At 47.3% G+C, this 20,959-nt stretch carries 17 protein-coding genes and 1 tRNA gene; 15 read left to right on the forward strand and 3 right to left on the reverse strand.

All coding sequences use genetic code 11. From position 1 onward, the window contains the following. Positions 1 to 274 precede the first annotated feature (274 nt). Positions 275 to 349 (forward strand) — tRNA-Gly (locus tag FGT79_RS25600). A 170-nt stretch (positions 350 to 519) separates the two neighbouring features. Continuing rightward, entirely contained in the window at positions 520 to 1,137 is a 618-nt protein-coding gene (locus tag FGT79_RS25605) for a P-loop nucleotide/nucleoside kinase family protein (protein ID WP_138755681.1), read from the forward strand. A 37-nt stretch (positions 1,138 to 1,174) separates the two neighbouring features. On the opposite strand, the gene FGT79_RS25610 is transcribed toward FGT79_RS25605, so the two are convergent. Together FGT79_RS25610 and FGT79_RS25615 are read right to left on the reverse strand one after the other, a co-directional pair. Then, positions 1,175 to 2,560 (reverse strand): DUF5808 domain-containing protein, encoded by a 1,386-nt coding sequence (locus FGT79_RS25610; protein ID WP_138755682.1) that lies wholly within the window; start codon positions 2,558 to 2,560, stop codon positions 1,175 to 1,177. 10 nt (positions 2,561 to 2,570) lie between these two features. After that, positions 2,571 to 2,966, reverse strand: a complete 396-nt coding sequence (locus FGT79_RS25615; RefSeq protein WP_138755683.1) for a GntR family transcriptional regulator — start codon at positions 2,964 to 2,966, stop codon at positions 2,571 to 2,573. A 189-nt stretch (positions 2,967 to 3,155) separates the two neighbouring features. Here FGT79_RS25615 and FGT79_RS25620 point away from each other — a divergent pair, with 189 nt between their 5' ends. The 10 genes from FGT79_RS25620 to FGT79_RS25665 all read left to right on the forward strand — a co-directional run bounded on the left by FGT79_RS25620 (position 3,156) and on the right by FGT79_RS25665 (position 16,199). Then, positions 3,156 to 4,157, forward strand: coding sequence for a Gfo/Idh/MocA family protein (locus FGT79_RS25620; RefSeq protein WP_138755801.1), 1,002 nt, complete (start codon positions 3,156 to 3,158; stop codon positions 4,155 to 4,157). 95 nt (positions 4,158 to 4,252) lie between these two features. After that, a complete protein-coding gene (locus tag FGT79_RS25625; RefSeq protein ID WP_138755684.1) occupies positions 4,253 to 5,017 on the forward strand; it encodes an NUDIX domain-containing protein in 765 nt (254 codons plus the stop codon). A 23-nt stretch (positions 5,018 to 5,040) separates the two neighbouring features. Then, positions 5,041 to 5,850, forward strand: coding sequence for a ribose-phosphate pyrophosphokinase (locus tag FGT79_RS25630; RefSeq protein WP_138755685.1), 810 nt, complete (start codon positions 5,041 to 5,043; stop codon positions 5,848 to 5,850). Position 5,851: 1 nt separating this feature from the next. Next, on the forward strand, positions 5,852 to 7,336 hold the full coding sequence (locus FGT79_RS25635; protein WP_138755686.1) for a nicotinate phosphoribosyltransferase: 1,485 nt from the start codon (positions 5,852 to 5,854) through the stop codon (positions 7,334 to 7,336). A 325-nt stretch (positions 7,337 to 7,661) separates the two neighbouring features. Further along, the gene (locus tag FGT79_RS25640) at positions 7,662 to 9,080 is read left to right on the forward strand and encodes an RtcB family protein (RefSeq protein WP_138755687.1); all 1,419 of its coding nucleotides are present in this window, start codon (positions 7,662 to 7,664) and stop codon (positions 9,078 to 9,080) included. A 251-nt stretch (positions 9,081 to 9,331) separates the two neighbouring features. Next, positions 9,332 to 10,117 carry a nucleotidyltransferase domain-containing protein gene (locus FGT79_RS25645; protein ID WP_138755688.1) on the forward strand — a complete coding sequence of 262 codons (786 nt, stop codon included), beginning with the start codon at positions 9,332 to 9,334 and terminating at the stop codon, positions 10,115 to 10,117. Positions 10,118 to 10,154: 37 nt separating this feature from the next. Further along, positions 10,155 to 11,420: a class I SAM-dependent methyltransferase gene (locus FGT79_RS25650; RefSeq protein WP_138755689.1), complete on the forward strand. Its 1,266-nt coding sequence runs from the start codon at positions 10,155 to 10,157 to the stop codon at positions 11,418 to 11,420. 5 nt (positions 11,421 to 11,425) lie between these two features. Continuing rightward, complete coding sequence (locus FGT79_RS25655) at positions 11,426 to 14,011, forward strand: metallophosphoesterase (protein WP_138755690.1); 2,586 nt, start codon at positions 11,426 to 11,428, stop codon at positions 14,009 to 14,011. A gap of 502 nt (positions 14,012 to 14,513) precedes the next feature. Continuing rightward, positions 14,514 to 15,323, forward strand: coding sequence for an adenosylmethionine decarboxylase (speD, locus tag FGT79_RS25660; RefSeq protein ID WP_138755691.1), 810 nt, complete (start codon positions 14,514 to 14,516; stop codon positions 15,321 to 15,323). Positions 15,324 to 15,329: 6 nt separating this feature from the next. Further along, the gene (locus tag FGT79_RS25665; protein WP_138755692.1) at positions 15,330 to 16,199 is read left to right on the forward strand and encodes an SDR family oxidoreductase; all 870 of its coding nucleotides are present in this window, start codon (positions 15,330 to 15,332) and stop codon (positions 16,197 to 16,199) included. Between the two features lie 13 nt (positions 16,200 to 16,212). On the opposite strand, the gene FGT79_RS25670 is transcribed toward FGT79_RS25665, so the two are convergent. Continuing rightward, a complete protein-coding gene (locus FGT79_RS25670; protein ID WP_171056454.1) occupies positions 16,213 to 17,097 on the reverse strand; it encodes an SDR family oxidoreductase in 885 nt (294 codons plus the stop codon). Positions 17,098 to 17,232: 135 nt separating this feature from the next. On the opposite strand from FGT79_RS25670, the gene FGT79_RS25675 reads away from it, so the two are divergent. From FGT79_RS25675 to desA, 3 genes are all read left to right on the forward strand, one after another. Beyond that, positions 17,233 to 18,192: a helix-turn-helix transcriptional regulator gene (locus FGT79_RS25675; protein WP_138755694.1), complete on the forward strand. Its 960-nt coding sequence runs from the start codon at positions 17,233 to 17,235 to the stop codon at positions 18,190 to 18,192. A gap of 117 nt (positions 18,193 to 18,309) precedes the next feature. Next, positions 18,310 to 19,542: an aminopeptidase gene (locus tag FGT79_RS25680; protein WP_138755695.1), complete on the forward strand. Its 1,233-nt coding sequence runs from the start codon at positions 18,310 to 18,312 to the stop codon at positions 19,540 to 19,542. Positions 19,543 to 19,785: 243 nt separating this feature from the next. Next, the gene (gene desA, locus FGT79_RS25685) at positions 19,786 to 20,841 is read left to right on the forward strand and encodes a Delta(5) desaturase DesA (protein WP_138755696.1); all 1,056 of its coding nucleotides are present in this window, start codon (positions 19,786 to 19,788) and stop codon (positions 20,839 to 20,841) included. The last annotated feature ends 118 nt before the right edge of the window (positions 20,842 to 20,959 follow it).

Here is a 20,959-nt window from a genome sequence, read left to right on the forward strand (position 1 = left end):
CGTATGGCGGAATTGGCAGACGCACTAGACTTAGGATCTAGCGGGCGACCGTGGGGGTTCAAGTCCCTCTACGCGCATCATAAGATGAATGAAGTCCTTGCTGAGCAAGGGCTTTTTCTTTATCTATTAAGAGTGAGTCGATTTCGGCCGCGTATTAGATTGACTAGAGAAAATGTAAGTTTTCAAAATAAAACTTGTGTTTTTACTCGTAAAGTGATATATTATTTCTTGTCGCCGAAATGTTAAACCACCTTAACTGGTGATTAACGACTATGCGGAAGTGGCTCAGCGGTAGAGCATCGCCTTGCCAAGGCGAGGGTCGCGGGTTCGATTCCCGTCTTCCGCTCCAACTTATTTACATCCAAGACACCTTGCGTTGCGAGGTGTTTTTTTGTTATTTAGGCAATTAAGCGAAGCTGAAAATGGCTGCTGTAAGCGCAAATGTGCTCTTACAGCAGCCAAGTAACCGAAAGAGTGTGCTGGAAGCGAGTAATTATGATGGACAAGGAGCTGGGCGAAATGCGTAAACTTGTGTTTTTTGTTGGCGGGGCTGGTGCTGGCAAAACGACTTTAGCGAAAGCGTTGGCGAATAAAAGAAATGTGGCTGTTATAGATATGGATACGGTGCTTCGTCCTGCAGCCGTGGCGCTGATGACGCAGGCTGGGCTTGATCCGAGCGACCGAGATTCTGCCAGCTACAAAGCTTTATGTCGTGATTTGGGCTATCGCCTTACGATGGATGCTGCGTTAGAGAATGTTGCGAATGAGGTGGATATGTTCGTTATTGGACCATTTACGAAGGAAACGGAGACCCCTAATTGGATCGAGCAAGAGCTCTCGGCAATAGGAGCCTCTCTATTGAATGTAGATGTAAGGGTCGTGTTCGTTCAACTTCGAGATGACCGGCTCCACCATGAGCGGATCAAGCATAGAGGTCTGGAGCTGGATCAATACAAGCTAGACAATTGGGAGGCGTTCAGCCACTCACTCGTTAAGCGAGAGCTGAAATGGCCGCTTACAGCATCCTCCGTCCTTTATTATGACAATTCTGCCCCACTGACTGAGCAGAAGTTAGCTATGTTAGATAGGTTCGTATACGGCGGAGTCTCCGGCAGTGTGCAGTCATTACAGCCATGATCTTTTTAGATTATGGGTGCTAGTCGCTATATTTCCACTATTGCGGGAGCTTACCTTTCAGCTCGTTAAATAGTGCTTCTGTCTTGGCGGCTTCTTTATCATTAAATATAACGGCAAGCCCGTCCAGTTGGATGACAATGTATGGCGGCTTGTTCTTGAATACATAAAGTTTGGTTGTACCAACCTTCTCTAATGAGAAGTTACCGCGTGCATATTCTGCTGTTGCTGTACCGTTCGTTCGGAAGCCGCTTGGCAGCTCCTTCTCGAGCGTTATACTTTGGACGTCACTTAAGTTAAAGCTGTAATCGTATAATGGGTAATCAATGGCTACGACTCCGCTATCTGATATCGTAATCGTTGGTACAGTTTGGTCAGATTGGACGGCAAATGCGGCGAGTGGAAGGATAATGAGCAACGCTAGTGCGATACTGCCATATTGAAGCCATTTTCCGCCTCGCGCAGCCATATTGACTGTCGACCCCATACCGATTCGTTTAGGAACCATAACGGACGGGTCTTCAGGGTTGTAGTAGGTTGAGCCGTTAATCCAGTAGCCGTCATCATCGGTCAGAATCGCTTCCCCGTTAGTATCCGCTAGATGTTCCTCTAATTCGCGTACTTTGTTGTGCACAAAAAAGATACTGCCAAGCGGTATCAAGGAAACCATGATGATGCCAATCATCCACTGCGTAAAGGTTAGGGTGCTTCCATTAGAGAGTATCAAATAAGCGACAAGGGCATTAATGCTCTCAAAAACAGCCATTGCGGGCCAAAGTATCGACCAGTAGCGCCTTGCGGCACGGTTGATAGCAGCATTTATATCATGGTTTTCGCTGTAAATCTTCGTTTTCATATGGCCAAAGGCCGCAAAGATGACATACAATATGACGCTCATTGCGAGCGAGGCAACCCCGGACATTCTGAGGAGAATGTCATGGTTCGACAAAGAAATGAAAATGGGTGTAATGGAAAGGAGCGCAGGAATAATGAACCAGTAAGGAGAGACGAGCCTCGATTTCTTGAGCTGTGTAATCTTGGCATCAATGCGGATTGTCCGCGTCTCACCGACAAACCATGCATTCTCACGTTTCATTCTAGCGGCTTTATGATGAATACGGTTGAAGGGGAGTTTGGATGTATACAGAAAAGCAGCAATCCATACAAACAGATAGATAAGCGACAGCGAGAAATAGCGGTCTAGCACAAAAAATGGTGCTAACGTTATGAGTGTAATAACGGCATAGACTGTGTAGTTTTTTTTGTAATCCGTTTGAAGTTGTTTAATTCTTGGATCTTTGAGTCCCTGCTTTGGGAATGTAACACCGAACAGGATCTGATTGCTTGGTACGGCTTGCTTCACATACATGACAATGATAGTGATATACACGATGAAAACTGTAATAATGAGATATAGATTGCTCATAGTTGGTCTCCTATTCTGGGAGGGAATGATGTTTGCGGGCTGCTGCTGCAAATAGAGTAGAGCACATGTTCATGAATTCCTCTTGCTCGACTCCTTTTAGACTGGCTTCTGAGATAACGAGCTGCAGCTCATGTCCGAGCTTTTGGCTGAAATCAAGCTGCTTGTTCCAAACGGTGCTTACCTTGGCGCCATGGCGACGATCAATGGATATGTAACCCTCGTTCTTCAATATGGCATAAGCTTTGTTGACCGTCATAGCATTCACTCCAAGATCATCTGCGAGCTGTCTCACGGAAGGCAAGCGTTCACCATATTCCAGTCCGCCTACACCAATTCCGATGACAATTTGGTTGCGGAGCTGTACGTAGATCGGAATATCACTGTTATAGTCAAGCTTTAATATCATCGGATCACCCCTGTCTATAAAGTATTATATGTATTATGAATAGTAATACATATATGATGAATAGTCAAAAATGAATGCTTACTTTGGACAGGGGGTGCTTCGGATAGCTATAATAAGCAGAAGCGGATGAAGATCCGAAAACCATTCGATCAAAGACTAACCCAATACAATCGCCAAGGAGAGAACATGATGATTAGATTCGGCATTATCGGAACGAACTGGATAACGGAGACGTTTATTGAAGCTGCACGTGAGGTAGAGGACTTCGCACTTGCGGCAGTATATTCGCGTTCGGCAGAAACTGCTGATGCGTTCGCAGACAAGCATCAGATTGCAGGCAGATTCACTGATATTACCGAAATGGCGGCAAGCGGGAAAATCGATGCCGTATACATAGCAAGTCCTAACTCCTTTCACGCGAGACATGCGATTGCTTGCATGAAGCAGGGCATTCATGTGCTCTGTGAGAAGCCAATCGCATCGAATGCGTATGAGCTGCGCCAGATGATCGCTGCTGCCAAAGAGAACGGGGTATTGCTGATGGAAGCTTTGAAATCGACGTTTCTTCCCGGATTTCAAGCGATACAAGAAAATATAAGCAAGCTCGGAGAGGTTCGGCGCTATTTTGCAACCTATTGCCAATACTCCTCTAGATACGATGCTTACAAGTCAGGAACGGTGCTTAATGCGTTTAATCCTTCATTCTCCAATGGTGCGCTAATGGATTTAGGCATTTATTGTCTATATCCGCTCGTTGCGCTATTTGGCAAGCCCGATGTTGTCAAAGCGACCGGTGTTATGCTGGAATCCGGCGTAGATGGTGAGGGCAGTATCGTGCTGCAATACGCAACGATGGACGCAGTCATCATGTATTCAAAAATTACACATTCTTCCCTGCCGTCGGAGATTCAGGGAGAGAGCGGCAGCATCGTCATTGATAAGATAAGCGAGCCTAGTAGGGTTCAAATCGTCTATCGTGACGGAACGAGTGAGGATATCTCGCGAGAGACCAGCAGCAAGTTTATGTTCTATGAGGCGAAAGCGTTTATCGAGCTGGTGAAAGCCAGTCGTACCGAATCAAATGTTAATTCGTTCACGAATTCATTAATTACGCTTGAAATCATGGATGAGGCAAGGAAGCAAATTGGCCTAAGCTATCCAGCAGACCAAGCAGCTTTAGATGACCATTGACCTATTTTTAGCAAAAGAATTGACAACGCGCTTTAATAATGTCATTATGATAATATCAAAAGGAAGAAATATTCCTGATCAGGAGAGCGACAACCATGGTCGAAAATGAATCGAATTATTCTGCCGCCAATTACCGTACGCCTGACGGCGCTCCGGCGGATATCGTAATCTTCACAATCGTTTCCACAGATAAGCAGTCTGCGAAGAAGGCTTTGCCCACCCGTGAGCTGCATGTCATGCTAATCAAGCGAAATATTTGGCCCTTCGAAGGGCAGTGGGCATTGCCAGGAGGCTTCACCAAGGAGAACGAAACCGTCTATGAATGCGCAAGGCGCGAGCTTCACGAAGAGACGGCAGTCGATGATGTGCATATCGAATATTTCAACGTATACAGCGAGCCAGGACGAGATCCGAGGGGATGGATTATCTCGCATGCTTTCCTAGCGCTCGTCAACGAAAAGCTGCTGGCGCACAGAGCTGCAGCCGTGGATGCTTCTGACGTAAGGCTGTTCACGATGGAAGAAGCACTGCGCATGGATCTGGCTTTTGACCATCAACGGATATTAATAGATGCCCTGCAAGGCATACGCAAGAAGATGATGACGACGACAATTGCGAAGGAGTTTCTTCCAGAGGAATTTACGCTGAGCGAGCTGTACCAGGTTATTCGGACGGTCGTTCAAGATTTCGAAGAGCCGAATTTCATTCGCAAGCTAACGTCGACGAAGAGCCGCAGCACCATTATTGAGGAAGCTGTGGATGAGAACGGAGTGCCCAAGCAGTCTAAACAGTATTCGCAGCGTGCGGCACAATTGTACCGTTTCACAAAAGAAGAGCCACAGTTGTCTATCTATAGCTGATTGCATACGAGGAGAGTGACGGCATGCTGAAATTTAATGGAGTGGAGCTAGGTTTGAAGCAGTTCCCGAACGGCGAGACGCTAATGAATGGCGATGAGATTCTGATGTACATGGCGGATTTCAATACGATTGTATGGAAATACGAGGATGACGGCGATCTCATTAAGCTGATGTTCGTCAAAAGCTATCTCGATGATCGAAGAGTCAAATGTACGCTTACGATCTACTATATGCCTTATAGCCGAATGGATCGAATAGAGGGAACCTCTGCCTTTACGTTAAAATATACAGCGTCGTTCATTAACCAATTGCAGTTCGAGTCGGTTATGGTTATCGAGCCGCATTCTGACGTAACGCTTGCGCTCCTTGACCGCAGTACAGGCAAATATCCGACGATCCAGCTGCTGGAGCAGGTAGCGGCAGAGGTTGGGTTTGACGCAGAGCAAGATTATCTGTTCTTCCCGGATGCAGGTGCCCAGAAGCGTTACAGCAAAGTAGAGGGCTATAAGCAATTGGTAGGCTTCAAGGCAAGAGACTTCCAGACTGGGCAAATCAAAAGTTTGGACGTTGTAGGCAATGTAGAGCGCAAAGGTTTTAAGGCGATCATTGTTGATGATCTTTGCTCGTATGGCGGGACCTTTATGCTTAGTGCGGAGAAGTTGAAGGAGATTGGAGCATCGCATATTTATTTGTTGGTCGGACACTGCGAGAATTCGATCTACAAAGGAAAAATACTAGGTTCGGATCTTATTGATAAAGTATATACGACCGATACGATACTCAGCCAAAACGGGCATGAAAAAATTCACGTATACGAAATGGGAGGCCTATAAGATGACTCAAACATTCGTTTATCCAGCAACGCTGCTATGTGATTTCTACAAGGTGAGCCACAAAAACCAGTATCCGAAAGGTACAGAGCTTGTGTATTCGACCTGGACTGCACGTACGAGCCGGCTAGATGGTATCCATGAGGTTGTTGCTTTTGGTTTCCAATCGTTTATCAAGCAATATTTGATCGCTTATTTCAATGACCATTTCTTCGCCCGGGCAAAGGAAGAGGTTGCTGCTGAGTACAAACGGTTGATCCAGTACGCACTTGGTGAAGCGAACCCAGACGCCTCGCACATCGAGGAACTGCATGACCTTGGCTATTTGCCGATCCGTATCAAAGCGATCAAAGAAGGCGCAATGGTTCCCGTAAGAGTTCCGATGCTGACAATCGAGAACACGAAGCCTGAATTTTTCTGGCTGACAAATTATTTGGAAACACTCATGTCGTGCCAATTGTGGATGCCGGCTACAAGCGCGACGCTGGCTTTCGAATACCGCAAAATATTAGAGGCTTACGCGCTCCAAACAAATGGAGACAGCGCTGGCGTACCGTTCCAAGGCCATGATTTCTCGATGCGGGGTATGGGGGCGCTTGAATCGGCGCTAGGGAGCAGTGCAGGGCATCTATTATCGTTCACAGGTACGGATACCATTCCAGCTATTATTTATCTAGAAAACTATTATAACGCTAACATTGCGAACGAATTGGTAGGGACATCGATTCCGGCAACGGAGCACAGCGTCATGTGTGCGCACGGTCGTGACGAGATGGCGTCGTACCGCTACCTGATTAAGGAAGTGTATCCTAGCGGCTTTGTGTCGATCGTATCGGATACTTGGGATCTATGGAGCGTGCTTGATGTGGTTATCCGCGGCCTGAAGGAAGACATTATGAGCAGGGACGGTAAGGTGGTTATACGTCCGGATAGCGGAGATCCCGTCAACATTATATGCGGCGACCCGAATGGGGAGAGTGAATTCGAGCGCAAGGGCGTAATTGAGATGCTGTGGGATATTTTCGGAGGAACGATTACGGAGAAGGGCTACAAACAGCTTGACAGCCATATTGGTGCGATATACGGCGATGCAATTACGATTTCGCGCTGCAATGAAATTTGCGAGAAGCTTGCTGCCAAAGGCTTTGCTTCGACGAATATGGTATTTGGCATCGGTTCTTTCACTTACCAATACAATACTCGTGACACGTTCGGCTTCGCCTTGAAATCGACATTCACGATCGTTGAAGGCGAAGAACGTAAAATTTATAAAGACCCTAAAACCGACAATGGAGTGAAAAAATCGCAAACGGGCCTTGTACTCGTTACGGAGCAGGATGGTAAGCTTGCCTTCACCGACAATCTAAGCGTGGCGGAATATGAAGCTCGCAAAGCGGAGGATCAGCTGGAGGTTGTGTTTGAGGATGGCAAGCTCGTACGGGATTTGACGCTTGCCGAGGTGCGAGCGAACTTATTGGCTCATTTGTAAATTTAACAAATTTCCACAAAAAGGTTGACAGATGCATCGTAATGGGAATATTATGATGTAAATCAAATGAATGGAGGTCGATGACAATGTTCAAACACAATCTAGAACAAAGCACAGCATTATTCAATAAAAGTTATGAAAGCAAGTTCAATGATAGCAAGTCCATTTCATCGGCCTCTGCGGGGCCTGTGACTGTATTCTAATTTTCTGTATGCTGCAAGCTGCTGCATCGATTAGAATACAAAGGCGCAAGTAAAGCCATGGACGATTTATAAGGTCCATGGCTTTTTTGTGTTCATTTGATTATTGAGGAGATTAAACGTTTATGAAAGAAAATTATTACCAAAAGGTACAGCTGCCATCTGGGCAGGTACATGTATATGCAGGACCTGAGCTATTCGCGTCCTTGGACTATAAAGTATTTGAGATGGCGAACAACAATTTGCAAATTCCGAATCAGGTGTATATGAGCTATACACCGGATGTGCATGTTGGCGTTGGCACTTGTATTGGAACAACAGCTGTATGGAAGGCCAGTGACGGCTATGTGTCCCCGTCTATCGTCGGGAGTGACATTGGCTGCGGGATGCGCGTACAGCTAACAAGCCTCCATAAGGATGATCTGAAGGAAGTTAAGCTGCGTCGGAAGCTGGTCCGGGCAATTGAGAAGTATTTGCCTGCCGAGGAGCATGCGAGAGGTCATTTCTCGGATATTAGACTGGAGCACGTCGTGAAGAAAGGGCTGCATGGCCTTCCTAAGAAGTATATTCCAGATGCTTATACGCCGCGGAAAGCGACCTCACTCACACATGTGGAGAGCAGTCGATTCGATTTCGATGATGAGGTGCTGGATATGTTTCCTGAGATGGTGTGGCATCGGGCTCATCGACAGCTTGGGACGCTCGGCGGCGGTAACCATTTTGTTGAAATCCAAGCGATCGAGATCGCGGAGGAGAATCGTGAAATTGCAGAGGCTTGGGGTTTGTATGACGGTCAGATCGTCATTATGATCCATTCGGGTTCTAGGGCTTGGGGAGGAGCAGTCAGCCAATATTGCAGCACAGATATTGCGAAGATGATGCGGCAAGAGGGAATCGGCACCGCTGATCCTAAGCTGCTCTATGCACCGCTCGCTCATCCGCTCGGTCAAACGTACGTTAACCTCATGTACTCCGCATTGAACTATGCCGTCGTGAACCGTCACTTGATTGCGTATGCGGTTCGAGAGGCATGCAAAGATATCTTCGGACCGAAGTTCGAGCTGCGCACGCTGTATGATCTCATGCATAATTACGCTTGGGGAGAGCAATTGGATGAGCAATCCTACTTCGTCCACCGCAAAGGTGCGACTAGAGCGCTGCCGGCAGGGCATCCAGATAATCCGGAGCCGTACCGCGCAACTGGGCATCCGGCACTTATCCCCGGCTCAATGGGAACCGCCTCTTACATTATGGTCGGCAGCCCCGAAGGGAAAGAGAACCATTACTCCATCTGTCATGGAGCGGGACGTATTCGCTCGCGGAATGCGACTAAGCAGCTTGTATCAGTAGAAGAGGTAGCAGCCGCGATGCGGGTAGGGACGGACGATGAAATTGTGGCGAATCAGCGCTCGATGGAGTCGCTTGTAGATGAATCGCCGCAGGCATACAAGGATGTTGATCAAATTATTGAGAGCGTCGTAGGAGCAGGACTCGCTAAGGTTGTTGCCAAATGCAAGCCGCTCGCTGTTGTTAAAGGAACGTAAAATAAAAGGAAAAAGGGGTTTGGGAGAATGCTAAATCAACTTGCAGAAGATCGGTTATTCTTGCACAGTCAATCATTGAGCAATCAAGCCGCCTTACAAGATAATAGCTCTATCTGCCGAATCCGTAATCTTAAATGATGGGAGGGCATACACACGCAGCACGAAGTACTGCGATGTTGTCTGCCCGTATCTTAAGACCATGGATGAATGCATCCATGGTCTTTTCTTGTACGTGAAGAGGAGTGAATCGAATGACAAACATACATAGTGATATTTTGCTGGAGCTGACTAGGATTGAGCAGAAGGAGAACGTCCGAATCCTATATGCCTGCGAATCTGGAAGCAGAGCATGGGGCTTTCCCTCCAAGGACAGTGACTATGATGTCCGGTTTATCTACGTCAGACCGGTTGAATGGTATTTATCGATTTTTGATAAAAGAGACGTGATCGAGCGGCCAATCAGCGACATGCTGGATATTAACGGCTGGGATCTGAGAAAAGCACTGAACCTGTTCCGCAAATCGAACCCGCCGCTGCTGGAATGGCTGCAATCGCCGATAACGTATTACACGAAATATTCGGTTGCGGATCAGATACGTGGAATATCTCCGCTTACCTTCTCGCCGAAGTCCTGCATGTACCATTACCTCAATATGGCGAAGGGCAACTATAGAGATTATTTGCAAGGTGAGCAGGTTAAAATTAAAAAATATTTTTATGTGCTGCGCCCGATTCTAGCATGTGGCTGGATCGAAAGGTACAATACGATGCCGCCAATCGAATTCGACAAGCTTGTGGAGGCCCTTATTCCGAGAGACAGCGAGCTTGGGGTCATGGTGGAGCAGCTCTTGCGCCGCAAGAAGGCAGGCGATGAGCTCAATATGGAGCCGCGCCTCCATCCGATCAATACGTATTTAGAGGATCGTATCGTATATTTCGACCAAATCGCTTTACAGCAGAAGCCGGGTGAAGGCGCACAGGACGACCAGCTTGACGATCTGTTCCGCAGTGCACTCGATGAGGTATGGCGTTCATGATGGAAGCAGTTCATTAAGAGACAAGGGGAAGATTAGAATGGCTATCGTGCAATTGAAATCGACGAATCCAAATTTTTCATTCATTATTCGCAAAAACCCACATTCCGGCATGCTGCTTCGCGCTGTCCGCAAAGGGATGGCTTACGGCTGGTATACAGACGATACAACCTTCAACGTTTATTTCAAGGATGCGGACAATGAAGTTTCCTACAAGCAGCATCGCGAAGATCAATTCGAGTACCTTAACGTTTCCAGGTACAACACGCCTCTGTTTGTGCTAAGTGCTATCAATGAGTTTTTTGCCTCGCCGCTCAAGGCACAACATACAAGCGATACGGAGCAGTATGAGCATACATTCCATATTAATATGATACATATCCAACTGCGCCATTATATTACGTTTTTCGAAAAGCATTTGCCGGACTATTCATTCGAAGTGGTACATCAAGCGAGTAAAAGCTATTCGCTGACAATCAAGACGAGCAGATCGCTCTACGAGCTTATGCATGTCGTGAGCGTGCTTTGTTTGTTCCTGTCGATGTTCAGTGAAGAGTATATCGATATATCCGATGACATTCTTATCAAATATGTGAAAAGCATTCAAATCATCGATGCGCCATTCTATATTCGCAGCTTGTTCGCGCGCAATTTTCTGGCATCCCGGGATCGATTCAAGAAGTATAAAGCAGAGCTTGAGAAAACGGAGCGTTATGCGATCCAGCTTGCTTTCGGTGGGACGGCGCAGCAGCGAAGAAGTTATATCGGCAGTGTACTCCCGTTCGACAAGTCCATTCTCGACGTTGGCTGCGGTGAAGGATTTTATGCGATACCGTTTGCAGCTAAGACTGAGGCAACGTATTATGCGGTCGATATTGAGGAGTCGCTGCTCGAAATTGTGCAGCGGAAGGCGAAAGCGAAGGAACTGGATAATATTGCAACCTATTCATCCATTGACCGTTTCCTGGAGTCTTACAACGGTGAGCAGGTGGATATCGTTATGACTGAGGTTATCGAGCATATGAGTCTTGATGAGGCTGGAGCATTAATCCGTCAAATATGCGCAGCGGTCGACTTTGACCAATTCGTACTGACAACTCCTAATGCGGAGTTCAATGCATACTACGAGCTGAGTGACTTTAGGCATGATGATCATAAATGGGAGCTCGGTCGTGAGGCATTCGAGCAGTGGCTGCTGGAAGAGCTGCGGACACAAAACGTCGATTGTCAGTTTGTTGCCATCGGCGACGGGGTGAACGGCGTCCAAACGACGCAGGGTGCAATATTGAAGAGAAGGAGGGAGTAGCAGCTATGGAAATAAGAACGAGGGTACATACCGTCTTTATGCTGATTGGCTCAACGGAATGCGGTAAAACGACATTTGCAAACGAAGTGCTGCTGCCGCAGCTGCGTTTTCAAGATGAGTCCAAAGGCGTCAATACCAATGTGCAATATATTTCTTCTGACAGCATACGGCAGGAGCTGCTCGGCGGAGATTATGATAAATACGATCAAGTCATGCTCGAGGCGAGTGATCAGGCATTTAAGCTGTTGTTCGATAAGTTGCGCTACGTGACCAGCTATCCAATTAATGCTGAATTTGTCGTAGTTGATACGACGGGGCTGTCGGAGGATTTCCGGGCAAGAGTAAGGGAAGTGGTGAAGGAAAACAACTACAATCTGGAGGTCATTCTGTTCGATTATAGGAAGCGGGATGATTATTACGCATCGGATCGCTCGAAGAAGCTGATTACGAGCCACATCAACCGCCTGCGCAAAGAGGTGCTGGGTTCGCTGTCACGGGAGCGGTACGCAAAAATTCACAAAGTTCGGGCTAAAGATTTCTATTCCCCCATCGAGGGAAAAGCGAATCTAGATTATACGGTAGTGATTGAGGATGTCGATGACTATTTGTCGACAGTATTGCCGCAAGGCCAAAAGACGATTATCGTAGGCGATGTCCACGAATGTGTGGATGAGCTGAAGGCACTGCTTATCAGTTATGGTTTTCAAATCGATGGAGAGAAGCTGCTGGAGACGAGCAAGACCGCAGGTACGAAAGTGCTTCTGGTTGGCGACTGGATTGATAAGGGGAGCCAAACAAAGGCAATCATCGATTTCTTACACACGAACAAGGAGCAGTTTCTGTTCGTACTGGGCAATCATGAGAATTTCGTCTACAAGTATATGCGTGGGGAAATAAAGGGTGTAGAGGAGGAGCTGCTTCATGCCTACTTCGATTCGACAGAGGTGCTGAAGGCTGACGAGCATTTGCTCGGGAGGTTCAATGAACTCGTAGCATTGTCGAGGCCGTTCTACCGAATGATAGGCAATAGCACGCCATCCTACTATGTAACGCATGCTCCTTGCGAGAATAAATATATCGGAAAGCTGGATTCGAACTCTATAAGGCATCAGCGCAATTTCCGAATCGACCGTTCGGCACCGATTCAGGAGCAGCTTCATTTCTTGAAACGAGATGCAACAGCTAACCATCCGTATCACGTATTCGGACACATTGCAGCTAAAAACACTTTCCGTATTAAAAATAAAATCCATCTGGATTCCGGCGCAGTTCACGGCAATCTGTTGTCGTCGGTGACCCTTTCTGTGAAGCCTTTCTTCAAGTCTCAGAAATCAGTTCATGCAGCAATGACGGAAGAGCTGCCTACGCTTTTTAAGGATGATCGCAAGGTGTCCTTGCAGGAGCTTGGCGAGGATGATACCCGCAGGCTTGCGTACTGCTCGAGCAACAAGATTAACTTTATATCCGGTACGATGGCACCTGCGGACAAAGACGAAGCTGCTCAGGAGCTGGAGTCGCTGCGCAAAGGCTTGGCGTATTTCAAGGAGCGCGGTGCCAAGGATGTTGTCCTCCAGCCGAAATACATGGGCTCAAGATGCAATGTTTATCTGCATAAGGATGTGGAGCAATGCTTCGCTGTAAGCCGAAATGGCTACCAGATTAAGAAGCTTGATCTGACGGCGGTCTATGAGAAGCTGTTTGAGCGGTTCGGCAGCTATATGCGGGAAAATAACATTGCCATGCTGCTGCTCGACGGAGAACTGCTGCCGTGGCAGGCACTCGGCGAGGGGCTAATTGACAAGCAATTCAAACCGATCGAGAGGGCGCTAGATACGGAGCTTGCCTTCCTGAAGGAGAATGGCTTCGAGGAGGCTTATGATAAGCTGATCGCTGCTTACCAAGAAAGCGGCTTTGAGAAGGATCAACACCACTTGACTAAGGCAACGATCAATGAGAAATATGGGCTGCATATCTATCAGAATTATAAGTATGTCCACGAGATTATGGAGAAACATGTTCCACTTAGCGTGCATCAAAGTGCTCATGCGACGTACAAGAGGCAGCTAGAGTTGTATGCAGAGAGCGGAGAGCTTGCTTATAAGCCGTTTTCTTTACTCAAAATCGTCTATGCAGATGGCAGCGAATCACTTCCTGATTGGGCAACCTCGGATATGTACCGGTTCCTCTCGGATGATGATTTCGTTACTCTTTCGCTGGAAGAAGCCGATAGCTTCGATCGGGCTGAGCAATATTTCCGTACGCTGACCGTGGACAATCACATGGAGGGTGTCGTCATTAAACCGGAGCGCCCGCTGCCATACACGGTTCCATATATGAAGGTACGCAATAAGGATTATATGTCCATTATATATGGGTACGACTATCAGTTCCCTCATAAGTACAGCAAGCTAATTAAGCAGAAGAGCATTGCGATGAAGCTGCGTACCTCATTCAATGAATATAAGCTTGCGCAGAGCATGCTCGCGGTTCCTTTCGCAGAGATCGCGACGGATAACGAGACTTACACAGGAGCTGTCGCGAATCTGTTGTTCGAGGTAGCGAAAGAGAAGGAAATTGATCCACGCCTTTAAAGAAATTCAACCTATAAAGCCAATAAATCATATGATCAAACCTTCCATTCTGGGAGGTTTTTTTGTTTTTTAGGAGATGATGCGAAGCTAAAGATGGTTGCTGTAAGCGCATATGTGCTCCTACAGCAGCCAAGTAGCCATAAATAGTGTGCTGTAAGCGCAAATATGCGCTTATGGAGTTGAAATGGCGTAGAAGAGAGCTCGAAAGGAAGCTGTAAGCGCATATGTGCTCCTACAGCAGCCAAGTAGCCGTAAAGAGTGTGCTGTAAGCGCATATGTGTGATTATGGTGTCGAAATGTCGTAGAAGAGAGCTCGAACGGAAGCTGTAAGCGCAATTTGTTCTTCAAATATAGGAAAGTATAAGATTTCGCCATCCTTTCTTTATATTTCAATGAAGAGCAGCGTGAAAGCATCATGCTATTTTTAATGCAAATTTAGGTTTTACCGCATCGGTCTTTGGGTAAAAGGAAATAGTAGTTATTGAAAGGGGAGGACATTCGATTGAAACTAACGCCAGAACAGCGCATTCAACTGCATGGCTTCAATAACTTAACGAAGTCGCTTAGCTTTAATATGTACGATGTTTGCTATACGAGGACGAAAGAAGAGCGCGAAGCTTATATCGCTTATATTGATGAGCAGTACAATTCAGATAGGCTGACCAAAATATTAAACACCGTATCCGACATCATCGGGGCGTACGTGCTCAACATTGCTAAGCAGGACTATGAGCCGCAAGGAGCAAGCGTAACGCTGCTCGTTTCGGAAGGCCCAGTCATCGGCGGTCCTAATGAATCATTCGAGGAATCACCAGGGCCGCTGCCTGATACAGTCGTGATGCATCTGGACAAGAGCCATATAACGGTACATACGTACCCGGAATACCATCCGAATGAAGGTATCAGCACGTTCCGAGCAGATATAGACGTTTCTACATGCGGAGAGATATCACCGCTTAAAGCACTTAATTATTTGATCCATTCCTTCGACACGGACATCATGACGCTTGATTATCGAGTGCGAGGCTTCACGCGTGACATTAACGGGCATAAGCTGTTTATTGACCATGATATCAACTCGATTCAAAATTACATACCGAAGGAAGAATGCCTTTTGTATGACATGATAGACGTTAATATTTATCAAGAAAATGTCTTTCATACGAAATGCAAGCTGAAGCAGTTTGACCTGAACAATTACTTATTCGGCTATACGAAGGATTCATTAACCAATCAGGAGCAAGAGGAAATTACGCGCAGATTGAAAACTGAAATGGACGAAATCTTTTACGGAAAAAATATAAGGAGCTGATTGATTATGCCTAATTCCGCATCGAAAAGCCAAGTAAACCCGCCTCAGCATCAAAGCCGTCAACCAGGTATCGAAGCTGAGATGAACCCGCTTCCCATCTACGAATCGGATACGTACAAAGCTGCAGGCAAGCTCAAAGGAAAAACAGCAATCATCACGGGAGGAGACAGCGGTATTGGCCGAGCTGTAGCCGTAGCCTATGCCAAGGAAGGCGCCGACGTTGTTATCGTTTACTTGAATGAACATGGGGATGCGAACAAAACGAAGGAAGTGGTAGAGAAGGCCGGTGTGAAATGTTTGCTGATTGCTGGCGACGTGGGGGATGAAGATTTTTGCAAGAGCGTAATTGATCAGACGATTAAAGAATTCGGCAAGCTTGACGTCCTCGTCAACAACGCAGCGGAGCAGCATGTGCAGCAGAACCTTGAGGACATCACATCTGAGCAACTGGTAGCTACATTCCGTACGAATGTATTCAGTATGTTCTACCTGACCATCGTGGCGCTGCCGCATCTGAAAGCTTCGAGCTCTATTATCAATACAGCTTCGATTACTGCATACCGCGGCAATCCAACCTTGATCGACTATTCAGCCACAAAGGGGGCAATCGTCTCCTTCACGCGAGCGTTGTCCGTCAATATAGCCGAGCAAGGCATTCGGGTAAACGGAGTCGCACCAGGTCCCATCTGGACGCCACTTATTCCTGCGACATTCGATAATCAGGCGGTAGCGGAATTCGGCTCCGATACACCGATGAAAAGGCCGGGACAGCCGCATGAGCTCGCGGCTGCTTATGTCTACTTGGCATGCGATGATTCCAGTTATATGACTGGGCAATTCCTACACATAAATGGCGGCGAGGTCGTAAACGGATAACGGCTAGCTTATCTTATAAGAAGCCATGCTGCATCGCATAATTACCCCAGTGCGGCTGTCTGCCGTCAACATCTATGATGTTGAACTCATCGGACAGCTGCCAGCTTGAGAAAACGCGGCCTGACCTCTCCATGAGGTCATGTTGTGCTGCAAGCGCGGCTACGCCGCGTCCTACGAAGTACGGCGTCTCGGATTGGCTGAAGTGCTCGGCGTCTTGTATACCGCTGTTCACGGCGTCCATCCAATTGGATTCCTCCACGCCAAAGTGCTCCAGCATCTCTTCTGAGCGGAGAAAGCCTGGGGTTACGGCTACAGCGGCGACCCCATGAGGCTTTAGGTCAGCCGCCATAGCAGTTGCTAGATGGATAGGCGAAATTTTGGCCAAGCTATAGAATAGACTACCGCGGTAACGGTAATCGATTCCATCCGTGACTTCAATGATTAAACCGCTATTTCTTCTCACCAGAAGCGGTGCGCCATAATGGCTAGTAATGAGATGTGCTTTCACTGCACGCTCCTGCATTAGCAGCCCATTGCTGAGCGAATGCTCCCAGAACGGCTTCTTCCATTCCGTTAATTTCTCGCCTCCCCAAATATTGTTGACTAGAATATCGAGTTGTCCATTCTGTTCCTGATCTATCCGCTCGAATAGAGCCTTCACATCAGCTTCTACCGTATGATCTGTTTGAACGTGAATGCCTTTCCCGCCTCGAGCCGTTACAAGCTCTGCTGTCTCCTCGATCGTCTCTGCACGGTTCAAGTCAGATGCCTGTCCACGGATGCTTCTACCCGTACAATAAACTGTAGCTCCCGCTTCACCGAGACTTGCTGCAATCCCACGGCCCGCCCCGCGCGTAGAACCGGCAACGACTGCTACTTTTCCTTGCAATGGCTTCATGCCCATCTCTCCTGTCTGTTGTCATTTGTTTACTCTTAACCAGTTTAGCAAACGATATACGACAACTACTGTCATATATTCATGCTACAATTAAAATAATTAAGCATAGAAACAAGTAGCGAGGGAGTGAACGCAATGCGAGCAGGAAGACTGATAGCGATCGTACTGCTTATGCAAAATAACGGAAAAATGACCTCCAAGGCACTAGCTGAGAAGCTGGAGGTGTCAGAGCGAACCATTATCCGCGATATGGAATCATTAAGCGAGGCAGGAGTACCGGTCTATGCGGAGCGGGGTTTGCATGGCGGATGGATGCTTGCGGAGGGCTATCGGACCGAGCTTACTGGCATGCATATAGATGAGCTCATCTCTGTCATTATCACCAGCTCATCCGCGCTGCTTGGTGATCTCGGCCAGTCCCAGCAATACGAGGCAGCGGTTCAGAAGCTGCTGGCAGCTGCTCCTGATGCTGTTAGCAGAGGGGTGGCTTTAGTCAGACAGAAGATCCATATCGATGGAGCGGGCTGGCATCAGATGGAGGTGCTGCAGCCTTTTCTGCCGCTTGTACAGGAAGCTGTATGGGAGGAGCGGCTGCTTCGTATCCGATATCGAAGGGAGGATGGGATCACAGAACGTATAATCCGTCCACTTGGACTAGTTGCGAAACAGAATATCTGGTATGTCATTGGTGAGGCAGATGGTGAGCGCAAAACGTACCGCATCTCTAAGCTGCTTGGAGCGGAACTGCAGGAGGAGCGCTTCGAGCGCCCAGAGGGTTTTGATTTGGCTGTCTACTGGGAGCAGTCGACCTTGGAGTTCAAGAGCGGATTACCTAAGTATCCTGCGGTCCTTGAACTAAAGGATGCGTCTGTTCTTACGCGATTTACCAAGGAACGTTATGTTACGATCATCGAAACCCTAGCCTCCAGCGAGCGCGCGGGATGGCTGATTGCTCATGTGGAATTCCAATCTGAGCAATCAGCCTGTGAAATCGTTCTAAGCTACGGGTCACATATTCAAGTGACCGAGCCTGCCGAGCTTAGGGAGAGAGCAACAGCGGAACTGAAGGCAGCGATTGCTCTCTATCTCATGTAGCTACGGTTGCCCGTTTCGCTACTGTCTATCTGATTTGACTGTTGGCTCGGACTTTCGATACAATTTAGGGGATACTAAGTACAGCCTAAAGGCAGGATTGAAGGGAGAATATAAATTATGAGTGGTTATGAACATCATTTAGATACTTACGCACAATTAATTGTAAAAATAGGTGTTAATGTACAGCCAGGGCAAGAGGTATTCGTAACAGGAGCTGTGGATCAAGCTGTTCTAGTCAGACTTGTAGCCGGCAAAGCCTACGCGGCAGGCGCTAGCAACGTGCATGTGGATTGGACGGACGATTCCTTATCACGGCTCAAATACGAAAAAGCTGCTGAGGACGTTTTCTCCAGATTTCCGGAGTGGGAGACAGGCAAGCGCAATTCTTTCGTGGAACGCGGCGCTGCCTTTATTTCGATCGTCTCATCGAGTCCGGATCTACTCAAGGGCATTGATTCGAGCCGTATTTCAAGCTTCCAGAAGGCATCTGGCCAAGGGCTGAAAGAATTCCGCAGAGCGATCCAATCGGATAAAGTAAGCTGGACGGTTGTAGCGGCTGCAGGTAAGGAATGGGCATCCAAGGTATTCCCTGAATTAAACGAGGAGGAAGCGGTTGAGAAGCTGTGGAAAGCCATATTTGAATCTGTAAGGCTGCATGCGGACGATCCAGTAAAGGCATGGGAAGAGCATAATGCGAACCTACATAGCAAAGGCGAGACACTCAACCAGAATCATTTTCAAAAGTTGCATTACACGGCTCCCGGCACGGATCTGACGATCGAATTGCCTGAGAAGCATATCTGGGTGGCGGCAGGCAGTACGAACGTCAACAACATCCCGTTCATGGCGAATATGCCGACTGAAGAAGTATTCACAGTGCCACTCAAGACTGGGGCGAACGGTTACGTATCCAGCACGAAGCCCCTAAGCTACGGCGGAAACATCATTGACCGTTTCAAGCTTACATTCGAGGAAGGGCGCATCGTCAAGGTAGAAGCCGAGGAAGGCCAAGACATTTTGCAGAAGCTGGTCGACATCGACGAAGGCTCGCATTACCTCGGGGAGGTCGCGCTTGTTCCACATGAATCGCCGATTTCGAAATCGAACATTCTTTTCTACAATACATTGTTTGACGAGAACGCATCGAATCATCTTGCAATCGGAAGCGGCTATGCATTCAATATCGAGGGCGGCAAAACGATGTCACCTGAGGAGCTTGAAGCAAGCGGCGTCAATTCAAGCATCACGCATAATGATTTCATGATTGGCTCAGCAGAGATGGATATTGACGGAATTACGAAGGACGGTAAGGTTGTACCGATTTTCCGTAAAGGAAACTGGGCGATATAATAACGCATAGTCCGTGAGAAGCTATTCAGAAGAGGCAACGTCCTCCTCTGGGTAGCTTTTTGCTGTTTAATGGGATCAACTACCTATATCTGGTCATTACACGCCGTTTTATATGACATTTGTCATACTCGCTAATGACACTTATGACTGTAAGCGTATGATGTTTTTCTTTACAATAAAGTTAGAATACTGCGATAGACGCCCCGGACACTCCTAAGCGTCATATTGAGGAGGAAGAATACGATGACAGAGCTGAAGCATGCTCATTTGAAGAAAGAAGTTGCCCCATTTGAAAAAACGGATTTAAAGTCCAGCATTAGACAGCTTATCAACACGTTAGTGCCTTTGGTTCTGCTCTGGTATGCTGCTTACTATAGTCTTTCGATTTCGTACTGGATTACGGCGCCGCTTGTGCTGCTTACATCAGGTTTTGTCATCCGTACCTTCATCATCTTCCATGATTGCTGTCACGGTTCTTTTTTCAAGAGTAAAAAAGCGAATGACATTATTGGGACAATTACGGGTGTGATCACGCTCGTTCCTTATAGACAGTGGAAAAACTCGCATTCGATCCATCACGCAACAAGTAGTAACCTCGACAAGCGAGGTACTGGCGATCTATGGATTCTTACAGTAGAGGAATACGCGGCTGCGCCGTTTATGCGCCGCTTTGCTTATCGCATGTATCGTCATCCGCTTGTGATGTTCGGACTTGGTCCAATCGGTGTCTTCCTTATTCAATATCGTTTCAACGTGAAAGGTGCTAGACGCAAGGAACGCTTGAATACGTATTTGACGAATGCATTAATCGTAGGTGTATATGCACTTCTGATTTGGGCAATTGGCTGGCAGTCCTTCCTTCTCGTGCAAGGTCCGGTGTTCTTCGTGTCAGGCCTGCTCGGCATTTGGTTGTTCTACGTCCAGCATCAGTTCGAGGATTCCTACTTTGAGCATGAAGACGAATGGAGCTACGTAAATGCAGCTGTTGACGGAAGCTCATACTATAAGCTGCCTAAGCTACTGCAATGGATAACGGGCAACATCGGCTTCCACCATGTCCATCATTTAAGTCCTAAGGTTCCTAACTATAATCTGGAAAAAGCACATAATGCGACGCCTCCGCTTCATAAAGCAACGACCATTACGATAAGTGAAAGCTTGGAATCGCTGCAGTTCCGCTTATGGGACGAAACGGATAAGAAATTCGTCAGCTTCAAAGGCATTAAACATCGCTTGCGCAAGCTGGAATCAGCATCTGATAAGCTAAAGACAAATCAACCAAGCTTGAAGTTCAAATAGCTCATCGCAAATATACGACCATGAAGCCACGCCCTCACAGGCTGGCTTCTCGTATGTTTAGTGATAAGGAAAATAAATACGTGATGTGCTGTCTATGCTAAAATGGTACTGAGCCGCT

Origin of the sequence: Paenibacillus sinopodophylli, assembly GCF_005930355.1 — a bacterium.
GTDB lineage: Bacteria > Bacillota > Bacilli > Paenibacillales > Paenibacillaceae > Pristimantibacillus > Pristimantibacillus sinopodophylli.

Excerpts from the sequence above, each read along its gene's own strand:
- FGT79_RS25605 (WP_138755681.1), top strand. The coding sequence starts at position 520 with ATGCGTAAACTTGTGTTTTTTGTTGGCGGGGCTGGTGCTGGCAAAACG.
- FGT79_RS25610 (WP_138755682.1), bottom strand. The coding sequence starts at position 2,560 with ATGAGCAATCTATATCTCATTATTACAGTTTTCATCGTGTATATCACT.
- FGT79_RS25615 (WP_138755683.1), bottom strand. The coding sequence starts at position 2,966 with ATGATATTAAAGCTTGACTATAACAGTGATATTCCGATCTACGTACAG.
- FGT79_RS25620 (WP_138755801.1), top strand. The coding sequence starts at position 3,156 with ATGATTAGATTCGGCATTATCGGAACGAACTGGATAACGGAGACGTTT.
- FGT79_RS25625 (WP_138755684.1), top strand. The coding sequence starts at position 4,253 with ATGGTCGAAAATGAATCGAATTATTCTGCCGCCAATTACCGTACGCCT.
- FGT79_RS25630 (WP_138755685.1), top strand. The coding sequence starts at position 5,041 with ATGCTGAAATTTAATGGAGTGGAGCTAGGTTTGAAGCAGTTCCCGAAC.
- FGT79_RS25635 (WP_138755686.1), top strand. The coding sequence starts at position 5,852 with ATGACTCAAACATTCGTTTATCCAGCAACGCTGCTATGTGATTTCTAC.
- FGT79_RS25640 (WP_138755687.1), top strand. The coding sequence starts at position 7,662 with ATGAAAGAAAATTATTACCAAAAGGTACAGCTGCCATCTGGGCAGGTA.
- FGT79_RS25645 (WP_138755688.1), top strand. The coding sequence starts at position 9,332 with ATGACAAACATACATAGTGATATTTTGCTGGAGCTGACTAGGATTGAG.
- FGT79_RS25650 (WP_138755689.1), top strand. The coding sequence starts at position 10,155 with ATGGCTATCGTGCAATTGAAATCGACGAATCCAAATTTTTCATTCATT.
- FGT79_RS25655 (WP_138755690.1), top strand. The coding sequence starts at position 11,426 with ATGGAAATAAGAACGAGGGTACATACCGTCTTTATGCTGATTGGCTCA.
- FGT79_RS25665 (WP_138755692.1), top strand. The coding sequence starts at position 15,330 with ATGCCTAATTCCGCATCGAAAAGCCAAGTAAACCCGCCTCAGCATCAA.
- FGT79_RS25670 (WP_171056454.1), bottom strand. The coding sequence starts at position 17,097 with ATGAAGCCATTGCAAGGAAAAGTAGCAGTCGTTGCCGGTTCTACGCGC.
- FGT79_RS25675 (WP_138755694.1), top strand. The coding sequence starts at position 17,233 with ATGCGAGCAGGAAGACTGATAGCGATCGTACTGCTTATGCAAAATAAC.
- FGT79_RS25680 (WP_138755695.1), top strand. The coding sequence starts at position 18,310 with ATGAGTGGTTATGAACATCATTTAGATACTTACGCACAATTAATTGTA.
- desA (WP_138755696.1), top strand. The coding sequence starts at position 19,786 with ATGACAGAGCTGAAGCATGCTCATTTGAAGAAAGAAGTTGCCCCATTT.